Origin of the sequence: Halorubrum tropicale, assembly GCF_001280455.1 — an archaeon.
In the GTDB taxonomy this organism is placed as follows: domain Archaea; phylum Halobacteriota; class Halobacteria; order Halobacteriales; family Haloferacaceae; genus Halorubrum; species Halorubrum tropicale.
In genome coordinates this window covers 81173-99828 of the sequence record NZ_LIST01000003.1, presented here as the reverse complement: position 1 = coordinate 99828, position 18656 = coordinate 81173, and the positions used below count along the sequence as shown (strand labels likewise).

General features: G+C 71.9%; 17 protein-coding genes. 11 read left to right on the top strand and 6 right to left on the bottom strand.

The annotated features are described in order from the left end of the window. Positions 1–14 precede the first annotated feature (14 nt). Both AMR74_RS08255 and aglJ read right to left on the bottom strand, forming a co-directional pair. The gene (locus tag AMR74_RS08255; RefSeq protein WP_053771596.1) at positions 15–1925 is read right to left on the bottom strand and encodes an ABC transporter substrate-binding protein; all 1911 of its coding nucleotides are present in this window, start codon (positions 1923–1925) and stop codon (positions 15–17) included. Between the two features lie 319 nt (positions 1926–2244). Next, positions 2245–3303 carry an S-layer glycoprotein N-glycosyltransferase AglJ gene (gene aglJ / locus AMR74_RS08250; protein WP_053771595.1) on the bottom strand — a complete coding sequence of 353 codons (1059 nt, stop codon included), beginning with the start codon at positions 3301–3303 and terminating at the stop codon, positions 2245–2247. Positions 3304–3408: 105 nt separating this feature from the next. Here aglJ and AMR74_RS08245 point away from each other — a divergent pair, with 105 nt between their 5' ends. Further along, positions 3409–3789, top strand: a complete 381-nt coding sequence (locus AMR74_RS08245; protein WP_053771594.1) for a DUF7522 family protein — start codon at positions 3409–3411, stop codon at positions 3787–3789. Between the two features lie 24 nt (positions 3790–3813). Here AMR74_RS08245 and AMR74_RS08240 read toward each other — a convergent pair whose 3' ends face one another. Then, entirely contained in the window at positions 3814–4173 is a 360-nt protein-coding gene (locus tag AMR74_RS08240; RefSeq protein WP_053771593.1) for a response regulator, read from the bottom strand. A gap of 213 nt (positions 4174–4386) precedes the next feature. Here AMR74_RS08240 and AMR74_RS08235 point away from each other — a divergent pair, with 213 nt between their 5' ends. From AMR74_RS08235 to AMR74_RS08210, 6 genes are all read left to right on the top strand, one after another. Continuing rightward, positions 4387–5418, top strand: a complete 1032-nt coding sequence (locus AMR74_RS08235) for a phosphate signaling complex PhoU family protein (protein ID WP_053771592.1) — start codon at positions 4387–4389, stop codon at positions 5416–5418. Between the two features lie 93 nt (positions 5419–5511). Continuing rightward, a complete protein-coding gene (locus tag AMR74_RS08230) occupies positions 5512–5694 on the top strand; it encodes a DUF7525 family protein (RefSeq protein WP_053771591.1) in 183 nt (60 codons plus the stop codon). A 78-nt stretch (positions 5695–5772) separates the two neighbouring features. Then, positions 5773–6000: a DUF7123 family protein gene (locus tag AMR74_RS08225; RefSeq protein ID WP_053771590.1), complete on the top strand. Its 228-nt coding sequence runs from the start codon at positions 5773–5775 to the stop codon at positions 5998–6000. 79 nt (positions 6001–6079) lie between these two features. Beyond that, on the top strand, positions 6080–6508 hold the full coding sequence (locus AMR74_RS08220) for a CoxG family protein (protein ID WP_053771589.1): 429 nt from the start codon (positions 6080–6082) through the stop codon (positions 6506–6508). Further along, a complete protein-coding gene (locus AMR74_RS08215) occupies positions 6505–7311 on the top strand; it encodes a nitrilase-related carbon-nitrogen hydrolase (RefSeq protein ID WP_053771588.1) in 807 nt (268 codons plus the stop codon). The genes AMR74_RS08220 and AMR74_RS08215 overlap by 4 nt, the downstream gene beginning before the upstream one ends. 674 nt (positions 7312–7985) lie before the next feature. Continuing rightward, entirely contained in the window at positions 7986–9020 is a 1035-nt protein-coding gene (locus tag AMR74_RS08210) for a presenilin family intramembrane aspartyl protease PSH (protein WP_053771587.1), read from the top strand. 314 nt (positions 9021–9334) lie between these two features. Here AMR74_RS08210 and AMR74_RS08205 read toward each other — a convergent pair whose 3' ends face one another. Both AMR74_RS08205 and AMR74_RS08200 read right to left on the bottom strand, forming a co-directional pair. Further along, positions 9335–9844, bottom strand: coding sequence for a PUA domain-containing protein (locus AMR74_RS08205; protein WP_053771586.1), 510 nt, complete (start codon positions 9842–9844; stop codon positions 9335–9337). Between the two features lie 50 nt (positions 9845–9894). Continuing rightward, the gene (locus tag AMR74_RS08200) at positions 9895–13716 is read right to left on the bottom strand and encodes a transcriptional regulator FilR1 domain-containing protein (RefSeq protein WP_053771585.1); all 3822 of its coding nucleotides are present in this window, start codon (positions 13714–13716) and stop codon (positions 9895–9897) included. A 116-nt stretch (positions 13717–13832) separates the two neighbouring features. Here AMR74_RS08200 and AMR74_RS08195 point away from each other — a divergent pair, with 116 nt between their 5' ends. Continuing rightward, positions 13833–15410, top strand: coding sequence for an aldehyde dehydrogenase family protein (locus AMR74_RS08195; RefSeq protein WP_053771584.1), 1578 nt, complete (start codon positions 13833–13835; stop codon positions 15408–15410). Positions 15411–15443: 33 nt separating this feature from the next. Here the strand turns inward: AMR74_RS08195 and AMR74_RS08190 are convergent, their stop codons facing one another. Beyond that, entirely contained in the window at positions 15444–16358 is a 915-nt protein-coding gene (locus AMR74_RS08190; protein WP_053771583.1) for an HD domain-containing protein, read from the bottom strand. Between the two features lie 113 nt (positions 16359–16471). Here AMR74_RS08190 and AMR74_RS19800 point away from each other — a divergent pair, with 113 nt between their 5' ends. The 3 genes from AMR74_RS19800 to dapB all read left to right on the top strand — a co-directional run bounded on the left by AMR74_RS19800 (position 16472) and on the right by dapB (position 18651). Continuing rightward, on the top strand, positions 16472–16600 hold the full coding sequence (locus tag AMR74_RS19800) for a hypothetical protein (protein WP_274595424.1): 129 nt from the start codon (positions 16472–16474) through the stop codon (positions 16598–16600). A 234-nt stretch (positions 16601–16834) separates the two neighbouring features. Further along, positions 16835–17836: a 4-hydroxy-tetrahydrodipicolinate synthase gene (gene dapA / locus AMR74_RS08185; RefSeq protein ID WP_053771582.1), complete on the top strand. Its 1002-nt coding sequence runs from the start codon at positions 16835–16837 to the stop codon at positions 17834–17836. Further along, complete coding sequence (dapB, locus tag AMR74_RS08180) at positions 17833–18651, top strand: 4-hydroxy-tetrahydrodipicolinate reductase (RefSeq protein WP_053771581.1); 819 nt, start codon at positions 17833–17835, stop codon at positions 18649–18651. The genes dapA and dapB overlap by 4 nt, the downstream gene beginning before the upstream one ends. The last annotated feature ends 5 nt before the right edge of the window (positions 18652–18656 follow it).

Below are 18656 nucleotides of genomic sequence, written 5' to 3'. Positions count from 1 at the left end.
GAAGGTGAGCCGCTCTACCCCTCGTATCTCCACGCCGGGAGGTTCCAGCCGTTGGAGAAGTTCTCGATGGGACCTTCGAGCCCCTCACGGTATCCGACCGTGCTGTCGGGGAACGCGAGCATGATGTACGGCTGCTCCTCCGCGAGGTTGGCGAACAGTTCCACGAGCGCGTTCGCCAGCTCCTCCTCGGACGTCGCCTGCCGCGCGTTCTCGAACAGCTGCTCCGCGTCGAATCCCGGGTAGTAACCGACAGGGTTGTAGAGCGGATTCGCGCCCTCGAAGAAGACGCTGTTTGCAAGCGGATTCCGCGGGTACGTGTTCAGGCCGAACACGACTTCCATGTCCCACGACTCGTTCGACGTGATGTTGCGCGGGCCGGGGTTGGTGGAGGCAGGTTGAGTCCACTCTACTCTCTCGCCGTTCACCGTGTCGACGAGCTCCTCCGGCACGCTGACGACCTCGCCGTCATCGTTCGTCTCCGGAGTGGGGAAGTCGGTCTGAGTCCAGTACTCGTTGTTGAATCTGGTCCCGTCGATCGCCTCAACGTTCACGCTTATGCCGAGGTTCTCACCGAGCTCCTGTGCGATGAAGTCGGCCATTAGTTGCTCGGTGTTCTGTCCGGCGCTGTGGTAGAGGCTAAGCTGGACCTGGTTCCCGTCGGGGTCGACCATCGTCTCACCGTCGAACCGGTAGTCGTACTCGGACTGCTCGAACGCGTCCTCTGCCAGCCCGCGGGCCACTTCGCTCCCGTAGCTATCACCGACGCCGAACTGAGGGATGTCGCTCTCGGGCGGATAGAAGTTACTGAACCTCGGCTGCCAGGTGAAGTGCGTCTCCGCGAAGTCGCGGAACACGCCTTCAATAAGCCCCTGCTTGTCGATCGCAGCGGCCATCGCCTGTCGGAACGGCACGTGCCGGAACATGTTCCCCGGCCCGGTCGTCCAACCGTTGTCCCGCATGTTGACCGATATCTTCTCGTTGTACGGCTGCGGGATCTGGTTGACGTATATTTCGTCATTGTTCTGATACGACTTGACCTGGTTCGGCGGGATCGACGCCGTGTCGACCTCCCCGGTCTCCAGCGCACCGAGTCGCGAGGCTTGCTCACCGATCACACGGATTTCGGCCTTCTCGAAGTACGGGGCTTCGTTGAACACGTCCGGGAGATCGTCCGCATCTTGGAGGTAGTAGTCGTCGTTTCGGCTGTAGCGGGTCCCGCCGTCCCGCTGCCACTCGTCAAGGACGTACGGACCGAGATTCCCTGAGAACTGGAGTTCTAGCAGTTCCTCGTCCTGTCGAAGCCCTTCTGCGTCCTCCTCCTCGACGTACGGCTCAAGGAGGCCCTGCGGAATCGGGTACAGCTGGGGGTCAAAACTCTCGGGCCAGAGGAGCTGTGGCGTGTTCAGCGTGGCCTGGAACTCGTATTCGCCGGTCTCTTCGACTGTGACCCCGTCCCAACTCGCTGACGCGACCGAACTGGCCCAGGTGCTCTGATGAACCTCTTGGATGAGGTAGACAAAGTCACTCGCGGTCACTTCACCGTACGGATCGCTGAATTCGAGTCCCTCACGAATCTTGAACGTCCACACCTCGCCGTCCTCGGTGGACATGTCATAGAGGAGTGGAACGTACTCGTTCTCCTCGTCAAACGTGTACCCTAAGTCAAGGGCGCGGGCGATCGCATTCCCGGCGCCGTTTTCGTCGTTGTATATCGGGTTGAGTGTTGAGAAGGAGGATGCCGCGGCCGTCGCGTATATTTCTTCCTGACTGATATCATCCGAACCGGAGCCGCTGTCGGAGTTGGTTTCGCCGTTTCCGGAACAACCGGCGAGCGTCACTGCGCCGGCCATACCGAGCGCGGAGAGCCATTGTCGCCGGCTGATATGCCGAGAATCATCACGATCCTCAATGTTTCGCCGTGGCATACAATCCGATACGAGCGTGTGTATAAAAAACTTCAGACTTCGGGACAGTTGTCGGGGACGATCACCTTACATCCGTTTCGATAATCGGCGTATCCGGGCGGGAAAACCGGTCTGTCGGGGTCCGTTTCAACACGGCTGTGGCAGTTTGAAACAATCTACGTCGCGAAATTTACCCCAACTAACCGCTCAGTGACCTCGGACGCGGAGTCGGCGTCTCCGGAATAATCTCCGGACGCCTCCCGGAGCAGGCTCCGGGAGTTCCGGCGAGGCCGTGTTCCACTTCGCACGGTCCCGGTCAGACCGGCCTCGCGCACGCCCTTCAGTCGCCGCGACCGTCCTGACCGGCAACGTTGTCGGTTCCGGCGTCCCGCCCTTCGTTCGTGCGGCCCGAGGCGGCGACCTCCTCCGTTCCGATCGCTCGGCCGTCGCCGCCGTCGGCCGACGACCTCCCCGTCGATCCGTCGCCGGCCGCCCGCTCGTACCGCGCGATCTGCTCGCGGTGGAGGGAGTGAATCATGTCGGCGAGGACGCCGAACACGAGCAGCTGGATCCCGAGGATCGTCGCGCCGACCGCGCCGACTGCGACGATCTCGTGGCTGATCCCGAACGCGAGGTACCGGTAGAGGACGAACGCGCCCATCGCCAGCCCCGCCGCGGTCGCGGCCGCGCCGGCGCTTCCGAAGTAGAACAGCGGGTTGTTCGTCTTCGCCTTCCGGTACAGCTCCAGGAAGATCACGCCGCCGTCCCGGACCGGGTGGAGGTTCGTCGCGGAGCCGCCGGGCCGCTCCCGGTACGTGATCGGGACCACGGCGACCGGGACGCGGTTCTTCACGCATTCGACGGCCATCTCCGTCTCGATACCGAACCCGTCGGCGGTGAGGTGGAGCCGCAGGAACGACTCGCGGGTGAACGCGCGGTACCCGGAGAGGATGTCGCGGTAGCTCTCGCGGTGGATCGCCCGGAACGCGAGGTTGATGAGGCGGTTTCCGATCCGGTTGAGCCGGGTCATCGCGCCCGGGCGCATGTCCGCGAACCGGTTCCCGATGACGTGGTCGGCCTCGCCGTCGCGCAGGGGATCGAGCATCGCCGCCGCGTCGCTCGCGTCGTAGGTGGCGTCCGCGTCCGCCATCAGGACGTACGGCGCCCGGACGTGGTCCCTGACCGCCTCCCTGACCGCCTGCCCCTTGCCGCGCCCCGACTGCTCCACGACGCGCGCGCCGGCCTCGCGGGCGATCGGCTGCGTCCCGTCGGTCGAGCCGCCGTCGATCACGAGGAGGTTCTCGAAGCCGGCGTCCCGGAAGTCCTTGACGACGCGTGCGACCGTCTCGGCCTCGTTCATCGTCGGCAGCAGGACGCAGACGTCGTCGTGGTCGCTCATCAGACGAGCGATCACGGGGGAGTCGGTAAACTCTGTCCCTCCCGGTCGCCGGCCGGGGCTGCGGCCACCCACACGCTCATGTATGTGAACATTGATCGTGAGTGTATGCCCCACCCACCGGACCAACGCGCAGAGGAACTGCTCAGCGCCGCCCGCACCGCGACGGGAGACGAGCTGCGGAGCCTGACGTACTTCACGGAAGAGGACGTCGACCAGCTGTACCTCCGCAGCGACCTGAGCCGGACCGCCGACCTGGTCGGCTTCGCCGAGAACGAGCGTCAGGGGTTCCACGCGCAGTCGATGTACGCCAACACCCAGCTCGGCGACTACCAGTTCACGGTCCGCGTGTTCGAGAACGGATACCTCACGCGCGTCATCGCCAACGACCACGGCGTGTGGGTGACGACCGACTCGATGGAGATGGACCGGTTCGAGGAGCTGGCGAGCGCGCTCGCGTCGATCCTCCGCTCGTTCGATCCCGCCTGATCCCGCGTCGGTTCCCGAGCGCCGCTACCCGAGGTGGCTCTCGAACTCGCCGACCAGCTCCTCGGCGTCGACGGGCTTCGTCACGTAGCCGTCGGCGCCCGCCTTCACCGCCTCCATCATCTTCTCCTGCTGGTCGACGCTCGTACACATCACGATCACCGCGTCGGGCCAGCGGTCCTTGATGGCCGCCGTGGCCTCGATCCCGGTCATCTCCGGCATCACGACGTCCATCGACACCGCGTCCGGCTCGTACGCCTCGAAGAGTTCGACCGCCTCTGCGCCGTTCTCCGCCTCGTCGACGACCTCGAACCGCTCCGCCAGCGCGTCCCGAACGACGGTCCGCTGGAAGGAGGAGTCGTCGACGACGAGTACCCGCTCGGTCATACCCGTTCTCTCACCCTGACCGACATAAGCGCGCGGATCGGTCCCCGCTCCGACCATCCGTCGTGAATCCGATCTCGGCCTCGATCCGCCTCGTCGTCGCGGCGGCGGCGTCCGACCTCCCACCGCGGTGCGCCAAGTATCCCTTGTATATTCGGCTCGGCGTATAATGAACATGGGAACAAGGTTAAGGTCTATCCGGCGGTACGGTCGGGCATGGAAACGCGGAAGGTCCAGCGGCTGGGGCCGTCGACGCTGGCGATGACTCTCCCGGCCGAGTGGGCGCAGGAACACGGCGTGAACAAGGGCGACGAGGTGTCGCTGCGGATGGGCGGGAAAGGGACGCTCACGGTGCTTCCCGAGTCGGTGAGCACCGAGGAGTCGGAGGCGGTGATCAACGCCGACGGGCTCGACGCGCGCTCGCTCGAACGCGCCATCGTCGCACAGTACGTGTTGGGGCGGCGCGTGATCCACGTCCGCAGCGAGGGGGCGCTCGACAGCGAGCACATCAACGCGGTGTACAAGGCCGAGACCCAGCTGATGGGGCTCGGCGTCATCGAGGAGACCCCGGAGGACATCTCGATCCGCTGTTCGGTCGACCCAGAGGACTTCACCCTCGACAACCTGCTCGAACGCCTGGAGAACACGGGGTCGACGATGCGCGGCGAGGGCGTGAAGGCGCTCGCCCACGGCAACCCCGACCTCGCGCAACGCGCGCTCAACCGCGAGCGGCAGGCGAACAAGATATTCGTCCTCCTGCTCCGGCTCATCTTCACCGCCTATCAAAACCCCAACCTCGCGCGTGCGGTGGGCCTCGAAGAGGGGTTCCCGCTGATCGGCTACCGCTCCGTGGCGAAGAACCTCGAACTCACCGCCGACAACGCGGAGGACATCGCCGAGATCGTGATGGAGGCGGACGGGCATACCCTCGACGTCGACAGCGCGACGATGCGGCAGATCCGCGAGTTCACCGACCAGGTTGACGAGCTGACGGCGCTCGCGGTCCGGGCGGTCGTCGAGCGCGACTACGACCTCACGGTCGAGTGCCGCGACCTGTTCTCGCGGTTGGAGGACCGCGAACAGGAGATTCTCGACGAGCTCCCGAACGACCTGGACAACGAGACGCTGCTCATGACCCGGGAGGTGCTCGTCAGCCTCCAGCACACCGCGGAGTACGCCATGCGAAACGCCGAGATCGCGGCGAACCTCGCGCTCAACGAGGCGTCGGACCACGTCGAGATCATCTGATCGCGGCGTCCGGCCCGCAGTCTTCCCTTCCGTCTCCCCGACGCGTGTCGCGCGGTTCGCATGAACTAAGTGGTCCCCCGCGAAGCGATTCGTATGAGCGAGGGTTCCATCGAGTCGGACAAGGAGGTCGGCGTCGCGCTCGCGCTCGGCGCCATCGCGGTCGTCGGCGCCGTCGTGATGGCAGCGTACCCGGGTCAGCTCGGGAAAGCGTGGGGGTTCGCGGGCGCGTTCCTCTTCGCGACGCTCGCCGTCGGCGCGGTCCAGCTGTTCGACTGACCGGTCCGCGCCCCGGACCGGTCGGCCGACCGCGAAAGACGAGAAACCGTTAAGGACGTCAGACGCGTAGGTCTGGTAATGAGCGAGTACACCGAGGAGGAACAGCGGATCCTCGCGTACCTCACGGACAGCGTCACCCGTGGTGAGCGGTACGTTCGCTCGAAGACGATCGCCGACGCGATCGGCCTCACCGCGAAGCAGGTGGGCTCCCGGCTCCCGCGGCTCGCCGAGAAGTCGGAGGACGTAGACATCGAGAAGTGGGGCCGTGCGAAGTCGACCACCTGGCGCGTGACCCCGGAGGGTTGAGGTCGTCGGGCGACCGCGTCCCCCGCACCCGACACCGTCGACGCGCATTTTTAACCCCCGTAGTCCCAAACGAGTACGTATGACCGTTCGAGTCTCCCGGACGTTCGAGTTCGACGCGCCGCCGGCCGACGTGTGGGCGTTCATCTCGGACGCGGAGCAGCGCGCGGGCGCCATCAGCGTGGTCGACTCCTTCGAGGTACACGACGACGGCAGCGCGACCTGGCACGTCGCGCTCCCCATCCCGATGATCCGCTCGACGATCGACGTCGAGACGAAGGACATCGCCCGCGACCCCCCGAACCGAGTGAAGTTCGTCGGGAAGTCGCGGGCCTTCCGCGTCACCGGCGAACACGAGATCACCGAGACCGACGGCGGCTGCCGGCTCGCCAACGAGTTCGTCGTCGACGGGAAGCTCCCCGGCGTCGAGTCCTTCTTCAAGCGGAACTTCGACGCCGAGTTGGACAACTTGGAGGACGCGCTCCGCGCTTCGCTCGCCTCGCCGGCATGAGGCTCGCCGGCGTCCAACTGGCGGTCGAGGGCGGCGCGGTCGCGGCGAACGTCGACCGGGCGCTCGACCGGGTGCGGGCGGCCGCCGACGAGGGAGCTGACCTCGTCGTGCTCCCCGAGCTGTTCGACGTGGGCTACTTCGCGTTCGACGCGTACGGCCGGGCCGCGGAGAGCCTCGCCGGCGACCGGCTCGCCCGGTTCGCGGCCGCGGCCGACGACCACGACGTGGCGGTGCTGGCCGGCACGGTCGTCGAGGACCTGTCCGCGTCGGCCGCGGACGGCCTCGACGTGCCGGCCGAGTCCGGGCTCGCAAACGCCGCGGTGCTGTTCGACGCCGACGGCGAACGGCGCCTCGTCTACCGGAAGCGCCACCTCTTCGGGTACGGCTCCGAGGAGACGGACCGGATGGTCCCCGGCGAGCGGGCACCCGTGGTCGACCTCGGGGGCGTCACGATCGGGGTGACGACCTGCTACGACCTCCGATTCCCGGAGCAGTTCCGCGGGATGGTCGATCGGGGCGTCGAGTGCGTGCTGGTGCCGAGCGCGTGGCCCTACCCGCGGATCGAACACTGGCGGACGCTCGGCCGCGCGCGGGCCATCGAGAACCTCGCGTACGTCGCCGCGGTCAACGGGAGCGGGCGGTTCGGCGACGACGCGCTCTGCGGCCGGAGCGCGGTGTACGACCCCTGGGGGACCGCGCTCGCGTCGGTCGGCGACGAACCGGGCGTCGTGACCGCGACGGTGGACCCCGACCGGGTCGCGGCGGTCCGCGAGGAGTTCCCGGCGCTGCGCGACCGCCGGTGAGCCGACCCGCGCGTGCCTCGCGTGGGGCGTCGGATCCGGTGTGCCTCAACCCCGCCTCGCCGGATCCCACGTGCCCGGATCCCGTCTCGCCGGATCGCGCCGTTCCGGATCTCACACATTTATACACCTGAGGGACATAGCGCCTTCTGCCGAAGACCGACGCTTTTCTCGTTGGAATTCGGCGTTAATCGATCCGCGCGCCCGTCCCGACCGCCCGGGCGGCGACGCCGACGACAGCCTGGGGGTCCGCTGTCCGGCCGTCGCCCGCCGCCTCTCGCCGCCGCTTCGCCTTTCGCCCGCCTCCCACCTCTCCCACCCCTTTCCCTCGTTCCCTCGACGGCCAACGTCGTCTTCGTTCCGTCCGGTTTTGTCTCTTTCACACTCCGAGTATCTCTCCTGATAACTCGGGCGGTAGGTTCTTAGGTCGCTCGGGATAGAAAGTAAACGCCGCGGACGAATCCGACAGGCCCCATCCCGTTCCGGGCGGGCCGGTCGGCCACTCGCTTCCACCGTCCGTCGTCCGTCGGCTTGGGTTCGGGTCCACCCGCTCCCACACCGAGCCCGAACCCGCTTCTGTTCGCGCCCCGCTCCGCTCCTCGAACAGTGACCGCCGTCGCCGCCGCGCGCGGCCGAAGCGCAAGGACGAAACCCTCGGCCGACGAACCGGCGGTCGAATGTTCCCCCGCGAGTACCGCGGCGTCGCCTTCGTCGTCGGGCTGTTCCTGATCGTCCAGGTGGGCGCGCTGGCGCTCGTCCCCGAGTTCGCCGAGAGCGGGTACCAGGCGGTCGAGAACCCGGACAACCCCGTGAACAGCGTGGTGTACGTCGCGGCCATCGTCGTGATGACCGGACTGATGCTGGCGGCGTTCCGGTACGACTTCGACGGGGCGATCCGGCTGCTGATCGTCGGCGTGTCGGCGTGGCTCTCGTGGTACGTGTTCTCCGCGCTCGTCCCGCCGCTCGCGGCCGCCGTCCCGGCGGTCGCGGTCGCGGTCGGCCTGCTCGTCCACCCCGAGTGGTACGTCATCGACACCGCCGGTGTGTTGATGGGCGCCGGCGCCGCCGGGCTGTTCGGCATCTCCTTCGGCCTCCTGCCCGCGCTGATCCTGCTCGCCGTCCTCGCCGTTTACGACGCGGTCTCCGTGTACGGCACCGAACACATGTTGTCGCTCGCGGAGGGCGTGATGGACCTGAACATCCCCGTCGTGCTGGTGATCCCGCTGTCGCTGTCGTACTCGCTGCTCGACGACGGGTCGGCCAGCGACGAGGCCGCGGGGGTCGGCGACGAGTCGGCGTCGGACGCGGAAGGCGGCGAGACGACGGGCTCCGACGCGGACGCCGACGACGCCGTCGCGGACGCGAATGACGCCGAGGACGTGGCCGCCGACCCCGCCGACACCGGTGACCGCGACGCGTTCTTCATCGGCCTCGGCGACGCCGTCATCCCGACGGTGCTGATCGCGAGCGCGGCGACGTTCTCGCCGGCGAGGGACCTCGCGGTCCCGCTCCTCGGCGTCAACCTCCCCTCGCTGCTGGCGATGGTCGGGACCCTCGCGGGGCTGCTCGTCCTCATGCGGTGGGTGATACAGGGGCGGCCGCACGCGGGGCTTCCCCTCCTGAACGGCGGCGCCATCGGCGGCTACCTGATCGGCTCGGTCGTCGCCGGGGTCCCGCTGATCGAGGCGCTCGGACTGGCGGGATTCTTATAAGTCAATTCGGCGCACGATGAGTTCGTCCACGGACCACCGACCGACACGAACACCCCCGAAGCCCCAGCCGCGAGGCGACCAGACGCTCGCTGCGCTCCTCGTCGCTCGCGTTGCTCGCTTCTGCGGTGCTTACGTCGCCTCTGGTCGCCTCGCGGCTGCCCCTTCGAGTCCCGCCCGACCGCAACCGCACCTCACACCTCCCCAGCCTCGCGGTTCGCGCTCTCCGAGCGCTCACCGCGTCCCTCGCGCGTGCCGCCTCGCGGCCTCCGCTTCGCGTCGGCCGCTCGCGGGCACGCGCCACCGCAAAAAATTCGCTATCCGCCGTCTGCGGGGTTCCCGTCGCGCGTCTTCACGGCGACGCCCGAGCCGAGTTGTTCGGCCTCCGCGCCGGAGAGCTCGGCGCGCCCGACACCGAATATCGCGTCGGACTCGTCGACGACGAGCACCTCGTCGCCCGGCCGGATCCCGCCGTCGGCCGCGGTGACGAACTTCGCGAACGCGTTGCGCCCCTCGCGCACGAACGGCTCGCTCTCCTCGCCGACGACCATCCGGTGTCGGGGCGGTGCGAACGCCCTGTGGATTCTTCTCCCGCCCGCGAGCCCGAGCGTGAACCGGCCGTCGGTGCCGTACGAGACGAGCCGGTCGCCCTCGCTGCTGCCGGGCGTGTCGTCGACGTCGCCGTCGATCACCTGTCGCGGGCGGCCGCCGCTCGACCGGCGCACGGTGAGCGGGTCGCCCGGCGGGAACAGCGCGTCGCCCGCGCCGGCCCCGAACTGGTAGTCTGCCGCCGTCCGCAGGTCCGCGAGCGTGTCGGCGTCGGTCATGGCCGCGGTTCTCCGCGCGCGCCCAAAGCGGTTGCGACACCGCTCGCGACTCACCCGAGCGGCGGGTACGTCGCGGCGCCGTCGCCGTCGACGCGCCAGCGGTCGGCGAGCGCCCGGTACGCCGCCGGGTCGGCGGCCGACTCGGCCGGGACCGCCTCGGGCGGCGACTCCCGCAGCGCCTCGGCCACCGCCTCGCGGTCCGTCGCGGTCGGGCCGCCGGGACTCTCGCCGAGGAGACCGGCCAGCTCGTCGGCGGCCGCGACGACCGCCCGAACCGCCTCGATCCGGTGGCCGAGGTCGAGCGCCGCGGTCAGCCGGGACGCCGCCGCCTCGCCGTCCCCGCGCCGGGCCGCCGCGGCGCCCAGCGTCGCGAGCGCCTGCGCCTCGACCTGCGTGAACCCGCCGGCGCGGGCCGACTCCACGGCGGACTCCAGCGCGGCCGCCGCGGCGTCGCCGTCCCCCCGAGCCAGCGCCAGCCGGCCCCGGACCCGGTCTAACTCCGCCAGCCGCTTGTGCCCCGCGTGGTCGTCGAGCAGCGACGCGGTCCGGTCGACCCGCCGCTCGGCCGCGCCGAGGTCGCCGCGGTCGATGGCGACCTCCGCCAAGATGGCGGTCACCATCGCGCAGCGCGTGTCGGCGCCGAGCGCGTCGAGGCGGTCCAACGCGTCGGTGAGGTACCGCTCCGCCCGGTCGAGGTCGCCGGCGACGTGGGCCGCGCTGCCGAGGTGGCTCAGCGCGAACGCCTCGTACAGCTCCGAGCCGACCCGCTCGGCGATGGCCCGCGCCTCCGCCGCGCGGGCTACCGCCTCGCCGACGGCGCCGCGCTGCTCGGCGACCGCCGCGAGGTTCAAAAGCGAAATGGCCTCGCGGTGTTCGTCGCCGACCGTCCGGTAGCCGTCGAGCGAGCGCCGCGCCGTCCGCTCGGCCGCGTCGAGGTCGCCGCGACGGCGCAGCGCCACCGCCTGGTTCGCGCGCACGTTCGCCGCCCCGTGCGTGTCGTCGTAGGCGCGGAACAGGTCGCCGGCCACCCGGTAGTGGGCGAGGACGGCGTCGGTCCCGTCGAGCCCGTCGAGCGCGTTGCCGACGTCCATCAGCGCCTTCGCCTCCGCGATGGGGTCGCCGACCTCGACGGCGATGGCGTACGCCCGCGAGGCCGCCTCGTAGGCCTCCTCGAAGTCCCCGTCGAAGTGCGCCGCCTGGGCGCGACCGCGGACGGCCGCCGCGAGCCCGCCGCGGTCGCCCGCGGCCCCGAACAGCTCCTCGGCCCGCTCGTACCGCTCGCGCGCCGCGTCGTACTCGCCGCGCCGCCGCGCCACGTCGCCGTACCCGCGCTGGCGCTCGGCGGCGCCCGCCTCGTCGGCGGGCCGCCACGCGTCGAGCGCCGCCGTCGCCCCGTCGAGGTCGCCGGCGTCGACGTACATCCGGGCCACCCACTCCGGCGGCCGGTCGCGCAGGCCGTCCGGGCACGCGTCCGGGAGGTCGATCCAGGCGTAGCGAACGCGCCCGTACAGCGGCGCGAGCCGGGGGTAGCGACGGCCCACGCCGTACACCGCCCGGACGGTCTCCGCCGCCCACGCGCCCGGGTCGCGCTCGATCCGATCGACCGTCGGCGCGTCGCCGCCAACGGCGCGCCGGACGCGGGCGCGCCGCGTCGGGTCGTCCGCGAGCGCGAGCACCCGCGATACGGCCCGCCCCACGCGCCTGGCGACGATCGGCGCCGGCTCCCGCTCGACGAGCCGCTCCAGGAACAGCACCGACCACTCGTCGTGGACCGCGCGGTACCCCTCGTCCCCGGAGCAGACGAGGGCGGTCCCGACGAGGCGGTCGAGCGCGCGCCGCACCCCGTCGACGGTCGGCGACGGGTCGCCGTCGCCCCCCTCGGGGTCGCCTCCCGAACTCCCCGCCGGCCCGTCGACGAGCGCGTACGCCAGGGTCCCGACGTCGCCCACGCCGGCGACGTTGAGGAGGTTCACGAGCGCCGCCACGTCCGCCGTCGGCGGCGGCCGGTTCCGGACCTCCCGGACCGCCTCCGCGACCGCCACCTCCAGTCCGGACTCGGGGCCGGCGTCTCCGCTGCGTCCGGCCGTTCCGTCGCTTGTCTCGCGTTCTCCCGAGGCGCCGGCCGCGCTCTCCCCCGGGTCGGCGCCGGCGACCGACCCGGTCGCGCCCTCGCCGCTCGCGCGGACGAGGCGGTGGACGAGCGCGAGCAGCTCCCCGACGCGCTCGTCGTCCGCGCGCCGCACGTCGTCGAGCAGCGCGTTCGGGTCGGCCACCGGCGCCGACCCGGTACAGTCGGCGACGTGGGCGACGAACCGCTCCACCTCGCGCGCGTCGAGCCGGGGCATCCGCACGGTCGCCATCTCCCGGCGGTAGCGCAGGTCGGCCGGGGACAGCGGGAGCCCGTCGGGGTCGTCGTACGGCTCCTCGCGGGCGTCGAACAGGAAGGACACGTCGTCGCGGTCGGCCAGTTCGCGGGCGAGACCGACCGCCTCCGCGGCCCCGGGGTCGACCGCGTCCTCGACGACCACGAGGTGGTGGCCGTCCCCCGCGGTCACGCGCTCGCGGAGCCGCTCCGTCGCGGCGAACGGGTCGCCGCCGTCGCTCGGCCGGTACGTCACCGGACCGCGTCCCGACCGGTACCACTCGACCGCGACGCTCCGGCACACCGTGCTCTTGCCGCTGCCCGGCGGGCCGACGAGCGCGTGGTCGGTGCCCTCAGTGAGCCCGTCGACGAGCAGCCCGGCGATCGACCGCCGCTCGCCGTCGCGCACCGCGGTCCTGTCGAGGACGTACCCCGCGTCGACCTCCGGGAACGACGCCGTCGCGCGGAGCGGTCCGTACGGGTCCGGCTCGCCGGAGAGCCGGTCCTCGTCGACCGCGTGGAACCCCTGCGCCGAGAGCGGGCTCCGCCCGGTGTCGTCGGACCCGATCCCCCCGAAGAGCCGACCGCCGGTGTGCCCTGTCTTCTCGTCCGCCCCGGCGGATCGCTCCCGGCCGTCGGTCGCGTCGGGGTCGCCGCCCGCCGACGAGTCGCCGGCCTCCCCCTCGGATCGGTCGCTACCGCGCGCGTCGCGCCCGGTCTCGCCCGTCTCGGCGTCGTCCATCGCCGCGAGCGCGTCGCCCGTGTCGTGCCCGCGGTCGATCAGTCCCCGCACCTTCCGTTCCGCCCACTCGACGGCCTCCGGCTCGGTCGACGCCGCCGCCCCGTGGAGCGTCCCGCCGTCGTCGAAGGTGAGAAGCAGCGCGGTCCCGTCGGCCGCGACCACCCCCGCGTCGACGGCGTCGACCGCGGCGACGCGGGACCCCTCCCGCCGCGCGACGGCGCCGAGGTCGTCCGCGAAGCGCTCGGCGGCGTGTCGGTACGCCCGGTCCGCGAGCGCCAGGTCGACGGTCCCGCCGCCCGCGGCCGTGCGCCGGAGCCGCTCCGCGACCCGCGGGTAGGGGAACGCGGGCAGCGCGGCCGCGACCGCGTCCGCGTCGGCGAGCGCTCCGTCGAGCACCTCCAGCGGCCGGTAGGGGTCCGGGGCCGCGGCCCGGTACGTCTCCGCCTCGCGGAGGACCGCGGGGTCGACGTCGACGTCCGCGCCGAGCGGGTCCAGCACGTCGCCCGCGGCCGCGAGGTCGTCGGCGGCCGTCAGGAACTCGCGGTACTCGGTGGCGAGGAGGCGGCCGGACAGCGTCGTCCGATAGCCGTCGGTCTCGCTCGCGACGAGCCCGGCCGCCTCGAGCTCGTCTATCGCCCGGTTCACCGTCGACCGGGAGTGGCCGAGCGCGTCGACGAGCTCGTGTTTGCGCAGCGGCTCCGCGGCGAGCCGTTCGAGGAAGTCGAGCCGGCGCTCGACGGCGCCAACGAGCTCCGACGCCTCCGTCATACGTGCTTCCGCACCACACCCACCGGTATAACTGTTTCTTCGGTGACGACTCTCGCGCGCGGTGGCACAGTGTTTCACTGGGTGAGAATAAGGGCGTCACCGTCACACTCGCTCCCATGAACGAGGACCGTGGGAGCGGGGGCGACGAGGCGGAGGCGTCGGCCCGGCTCGACGAGGCGGAACCGAGCGGCCAGGACGACGCCAAGCCGGTCGAGTCCGCCGGGGCGGCGCCGGACGGGGCCGACGCGTCCGACGACGACGCCGACACCGACTCCGACGCGGCGGGCGACGGCGGCTCGACGTCAGGCGGGTCCGGGACGGGCGCCGCGGACCTGCCGACCCGCGCGTCGCGGACCGTCGCGGCGTCGCGGGCGGCCGCCGCCGACCTGGCGGCGTGGGACCCCGGCGACGTCGACGCGCTCGTGCGGTCGGTCGGCGAGCGCTTGGCCGACAGGGAGACGGTCAGCCGGCTCGCGCGGTCGGCGGCCAACGAGACCGGGCGCGGCCACCCGGGGACGAAGGCCGAGAAGATAGCGACCGCGCTCGACGCCGCTCGGCGGACGCTGCGGGACGCGCCGACCGCCGGCGTGGTCGACCGCGACGGCGCGCGCGGGACCGTGACCGTCGCCGGGCCGGTCGGCGTCGTCGGCGCGGCGGTCCCCGCGACCCACCCGGTCGTGGTCCCCGCGGTCCTCTCGCTGTACGCGCTCGCCGCCCGGAACGCGGTCGTCTTCGCGCCCTCGCCGTCGACCGTCGAGACGTGCGACGTGGTCGTCGAGACCGTCCGCCGCGCGCTCGCCGACGCGGGGGCGCCGACCGGCGCGGTCTCGATGCTGCCGGCGCCCGCCGCGAAGCCCGAGACGGACGCGCTGTTCGAGCGCGCCGACCTCGTCGTCGCGGCCGGCTCCGCGGCGACGGTCGCGGCGGGGCAGCGCTGCGGGACGCCGAACCTCGCCGCCGGCGCCGACGGCGTCGTCGCCGTCGCGGACGGGTCGGTCCCGGCCGAGGCCGTGGCGACGCGCGTCGCGGTCGGCGCGACGTACGACTTCGGCGCGCACCCCGCGGGCGACGCCGCGGTCGTCACGGTGTCGCCGGCGGTCGACTCCTTGTGTTCCGCGCTCGAATCGGAGGGGGGCTACGTCCTCGACGCGGCCGAGCGCGACCGGCTGCGGTCGCTCCTCGGCGACGCCGACGACGGGGCGACGGACCCCCGCGGGAACTCGCCGCGGTGGCTGGCGGCCGAACTCGACCTCCCGAGCGCGGCCCGCGAGGCGGCGTTCCTCGTCGCCGAGCCCGACGGCGTCGACGACCGGCTCGCGGCGCTGCCCGGGATCCCCGCGGTCGCGGTCCACGGTCGGAGCGGGTTCGACGGCGCGCTCGCGCTCGCCGCGGAGATCGGGTCCCCGCACGCCGCGGCGGTCCACACCACCCAGCAGCGCCGCGCGCGACGCGCCGCGGAGCGGCTCGCGCCCGGGCGCCTCGTCGTCAACCAGCCGGGGATCGCGGCGACCGGCGCGCGCTCCAACGGGTTCGAGGCGGCGCCCGTGCTGGGGGGCGGCGCCGCCGAGGGGAGCCAGCTCCGCGGCGGGCTCACGCCCGACCGCCTCGCGCAGACGGCGACCGTCGCGGCGACGAGCGTCGCGGACGAGGCGTCCCACCGGAACGGGGCCGGCGACACGCTCCGCGGTCCCTGAGCCGCGTCGTCGGGATCGGGCGGGTCGGCCGGCTCAGAGCTCGATCCGGTCGACGATCGAGCCGTTCCCGTCCCGCCCGTCGCTGTGGGTGTTGATCGCGACGGTCCGGATCCGGTCTTCGAGCAGCGAGCCCTCGATCTTCGCCTTGAGCAGGGAGTCGACCTGGTAGACGCCGGCGGCGTTGTTCATCCGGATCACGACCTGAACGGGGGTCTCGTCGCCCTCGCGGAGCGAGACGCGCTCGATCGCCTGCGAGGAGACGGTGTTGATCCCGCGCCCGCCCTCCTCGTAGGGGACCCGCGAGCGCCCGCGTTCCATGTCGAGGCCGTCGGCGATCCGGACCACGCCGGCCTCCAGCGTGAGCGGCTGCTCCTCCGTGTGGTGACACAGGATCGCGTGGAGCACCTCCGCCTTCACGCGCACCCGGTCCGCCACGCCGTAGAACGCCGGGAGCAGGTCGTCCAGCAGGTCCGCCGCCAGCGGGATCGAGTAGTATGGGTGGTCGTGGCGGTGGACGACGTGACCGATGTCGTGGAGCGTCGCCGCCAGCGCGACGATCACGGGCTCGTCCGCCTCGTCGAGCCCCTGCTGGCGGGCGCCGTTGAACTCGACGCCGCCGGACTTGAGCAGGTCGTACAGCCGGAGCGCTCGGTCGCGGACGATCCCGACGTGCTTGGCGCCGTGGTCGTTGTACCCCTTCCGCGCGACCGGGTTGACGTTCTGCGCCTCCAGGTAGGCGACGATCTCCTCGTCCGATTCGAGCCGCGCGAGGACCTCGTTGAGGCGCTCGTCGGGGAACGCGTGCTCGGCGTCCGGGTCGTACTCGTGGCGGGCGGCGTCGGTGTCGGCGCTGATCTCGTCGGCCGCCGTCGGTTCGTCCGGTGGGGCTGGGTCGGGGACGTCGTCGCCGTCGATCGGGTCGCGGGCGTCGTCGGACGGGTCGTTCATGCGTCTCCCAGAGTCGCCCGGCCGGCATAAATGTGCGAGCCCTCGGTCCCCGTCCGGACCGCCGAGGCGGCGCTCGCGAACCGCGTCGCCGACCGCGAGCCGGTGTCGCGGCTGTGGCGGTCGAGGCGGTGGCCGGGTTCGACAGGCCGACGTTCCGGCTGAACCTCGCGACCGCGGTCGCGGCGGTCGCGCTCGCGACGCGGCCCGCCGTCCGCCGCGACGGCCGCGGAGCGGGTCCGTGAGCGACCGCCGCGGCAGTTTCGACCCGAGACACAACGTATAAGCGCGCGACCGATCCATATGGCGATGTGACCCGACCCGCGTCCGCACGCGGCCCGCAGTCGACGCCAGCGGCGCGGCTCTTCTCGAAAAAACGCGCGTGAGCCGTCCGCCGGCGGGAGTGGCGACCCCGTCCCGGACGACCCCCGGCTCGCGCGCATCGACCCGTTCACCGACCCGAACTCACCGCAGCACCCATGACAGACACGACCACCACGACACCCTACGCGACGCACGACGCGACGGACGGCGAACCGACCGACGCGCCCTTCGAGGGCGTGTACCCCGCGATGACGACCCCCTTCACCGACGACGACGCGGTCGACCACGACCAGCTCGCCGCGAACGCCCGGTTCCTCGAACGCGCGGGCGTCGACGGCGTCGTCCCCGTCGGCTCGACCGGCGAGTCGGCGACGATGAGCCACGACGAGCACGTCGCGGTGATCGAGACGGTCCGCGACGCCCTCGACGACATCCCCGTCATCGCCGGCACCGGCTCGAACAACACCGCGGAGGCGCTCTCGCTGTCGCGGCGCGCGGCCGACGCGGGCGCCGACGGCCTCCTCCTGATCTCGCCGTACTACAACAAGCCCGAGCCGCAGGGGTTCCTCGACCACTACCGCACCATCGCCGACGAGGTGGACCTCCCGCAGATCGTCTACAACGTGCCGAGCCGGACGGGCCAGTCGATCCCGGTCGACGTGACCGCCGAGCTCGCCGAACACCCGAACGTCCGCGGGTACAAGGCCGCCTCGGGCGACCTCAACCTCATCAGCGAGGTGATCGAGCGCACCCGCGACGAGGCGTTCGCCGTGCTGTCGGGCGACGACGGCCTCACGCTGCCGGTCCTCTCTATCGGGGGCACGGGGACGATCAGCGTGGTCGCCAACGTCGAGCCCGAGCGGACCTGCGCGATGGTCGGCGCCGCGCTCTCGGGCGATTACGACCGCGCGCGGACGCTCCACCACGAGCTGTCGCCGCTCGTCCGCGAGCTGTTCGCCGAGACGAACCCGATCCCGGTGAAGGAGGCCATGCACATCCGGGGCCGGGGCGGCCCCCGCGTCCGCTCGCCGCTCTCGCGGCTCTCGGCCGAGCGACGCGAGTCGCTCCGCGACCTGCTGGCCGCGTACGAGGAGCAGGCGCCGGGAGCGATCGACCCGACGGCCGTCGACCCCGCGGCGACGGAGGGCGCGGAATGAGCGCGGACGCGCTCTCGCTCGCCGTCACCGGCGCGGGCGGCCGCATGGGCCGCGAGGTGATCGAGGCGGCCGCCGACCGCGAGGGCGTCGCGGTCGCGGTCGCGGTCAACCGCACCGAGACCGAGCCGGTCGCGGGCGTCCCGGTCGCCGACGCCGCCGACCTCGACGACCTGCTCGCGAGGGAGGCGCCCGACGCCCTGATCGACTTCACCGGCCCCGACTCCGCGGTCGCGTACGCCGAGACCTGCGCCGACGCGGGCGTCCCGCTCGTCACCGGTACGACGGGGTTCGCCGACGCCCAGGTCGCCGACCTCCGAGCCGCGAGCGAGGCGGTGCCCGTGCTCAAGGCGTCGAACTTCGCCCGGGGCGTGGCCGCGCTCCGCCGCGCGGTCCGCGAGGCCGCCGCGGCGCTGCCCGGCTACGACGCGGAGCTGACCGAGACGCACCACAACGCGAAGCGCGACGCCCCCTCGGGGACCGCGAAGTCGATCCTCGACGACGTGGCGGCCGTGCGCGGCGACCTCGACGAGCGCGTCCACGGCCGCGAGGGCGACGCGCCCCGAAGCCCGGGCGAGGTCGGCGTCCACGCCCGCCGGGCGGGCGACGTGACCGGCGAACACGAGGTCCTGCTGGCCGGCAACCGCGAGACGCTGGAACTCACGCACCGCGCCGGCGACCGCGGGGTGTTCGCCGAGGGCGCGCTCGACGCCGCCGCGTGGCTCGCCGGCCGCGACCCGGGCTGGTACGGGTTCGACGACGTGCTCGACGCGGCCGACGACGGGACCGACCGCACCGACGGGGGCGCCGATGAATAACCTCA

What these genes read in the sequence shown, in the direction of transcription:
- AMR74_RS08255 (WP_053771596.1), bottom strand. Translation starts at nt 1,925, where the DNA reads ATGCCACGGCGAAACATTGAGGATCGTGATGATTCTCGGCATATCAGC.
- aglJ (WP_053771595.1), bottom strand. Translation starts at nt 3,303, where the DNA reads ATGAGCGACCACGACGACGTCTGCGTCCTGCTGCCGACGATGAACGAG.
- AMR74_RS08245 (WP_053771594.1), top strand. Translation starts at nt 3,409, where the DNA reads ATGCCCCACCCACCGGACCAACGCGCAGAGGAACTGCTCAGCGCCGCC.
- AMR74_RS08240 (WP_053771593.1), bottom strand. Translation starts at nt 4,173, where the DNA reads ATGACCGAGCGGGTACTCGTCGTCGACGACTCCTCCTTCCAGCGGACC.
- AMR74_RS08235 (WP_053771592.1), top strand. Translation starts at nt 4,387, where the DNA reads ATGGAAACGCGGAAGGTCCAGCGGCTGGGGCCGTCGACGCTGGCGATG.
- AMR74_RS08230 (WP_053771591.1), top strand. Translation starts at nt 5,512, where the DNA reads ATGAGCGAGGGTTCCATCGAGTCGGACAAGGAGGTCGGCGTCGCGCTC.
- AMR74_RS08225 (WP_053771590.1), top strand. Translation starts at nt 5,773, where the DNA reads ATGAGCGAGTACACCGAGGAGGAACAGCGGATCCTCGCGTACCTCACG.
- AMR74_RS08220 (WP_053771589.1), top strand. Translation starts at nt 6,080, where the DNA reads ATGACCGTTCGAGTCTCCCGGACGTTCGAGTTCGACGCGCCGCCGGCC.
- AMR74_RS08215 (WP_053771588.1), top strand. Translation starts at nt 6,505, where the DNA reads ATGAGGCTCGCCGGCGTCCAACTGGCGGTCGAGGGCGGCGCGGTCGCG.
- AMR74_RS08210 (WP_053771587.1), top strand. Translation starts at nt 7,986, where the DNA reads ATGTTCCCCCGCGAGTACCGCGGCGTCGCCTTCGTCGTCGGGCTGTTC.
- AMR74_RS08205 (WP_053771586.1), bottom strand. Translation starts at nt 9,844, where the DNA reads ATGACCGACGCCGACACGCTCGCGGACCTGCGGACGGCGGCAGACTAC.
- AMR74_RS08200 (WP_053771585.1), bottom strand. Translation starts at nt 13,716, where the DNA reads ATGACGGAGGCGTCGGAGCTCGTTGGCGCCGTCGAGCGCCGGCTCGAC.
- AMR74_RS08195 (WP_053771584.1), top strand. Translation starts at nt 13,833, where the DNA reads ATGAACGAGGACCGTGGGAGCGGGGGCGACGAGGCGGAGGCGTCGGCC.
- AMR74_RS08190 (WP_053771583.1), bottom strand. Translation starts at nt 16,358, where the DNA reads ATGAACGACCCGTCCGACGACGCCCGCGACCCGATCGACGGCGACGAC.
- dapA (WP_053771582.1), top strand. Translation starts at nt 16,835, where the DNA reads ATGACAGACACGACCACCACGACACCCTACGCGACGCACGACGCGACG.
- dapB (WP_053771581.1), top strand. Translation starts at nt 17,833, where the DNA reads ATGAGCGCGGACGCGCTCTCGCTCGCCGTCACCGGCGCGGGCGGCCGC.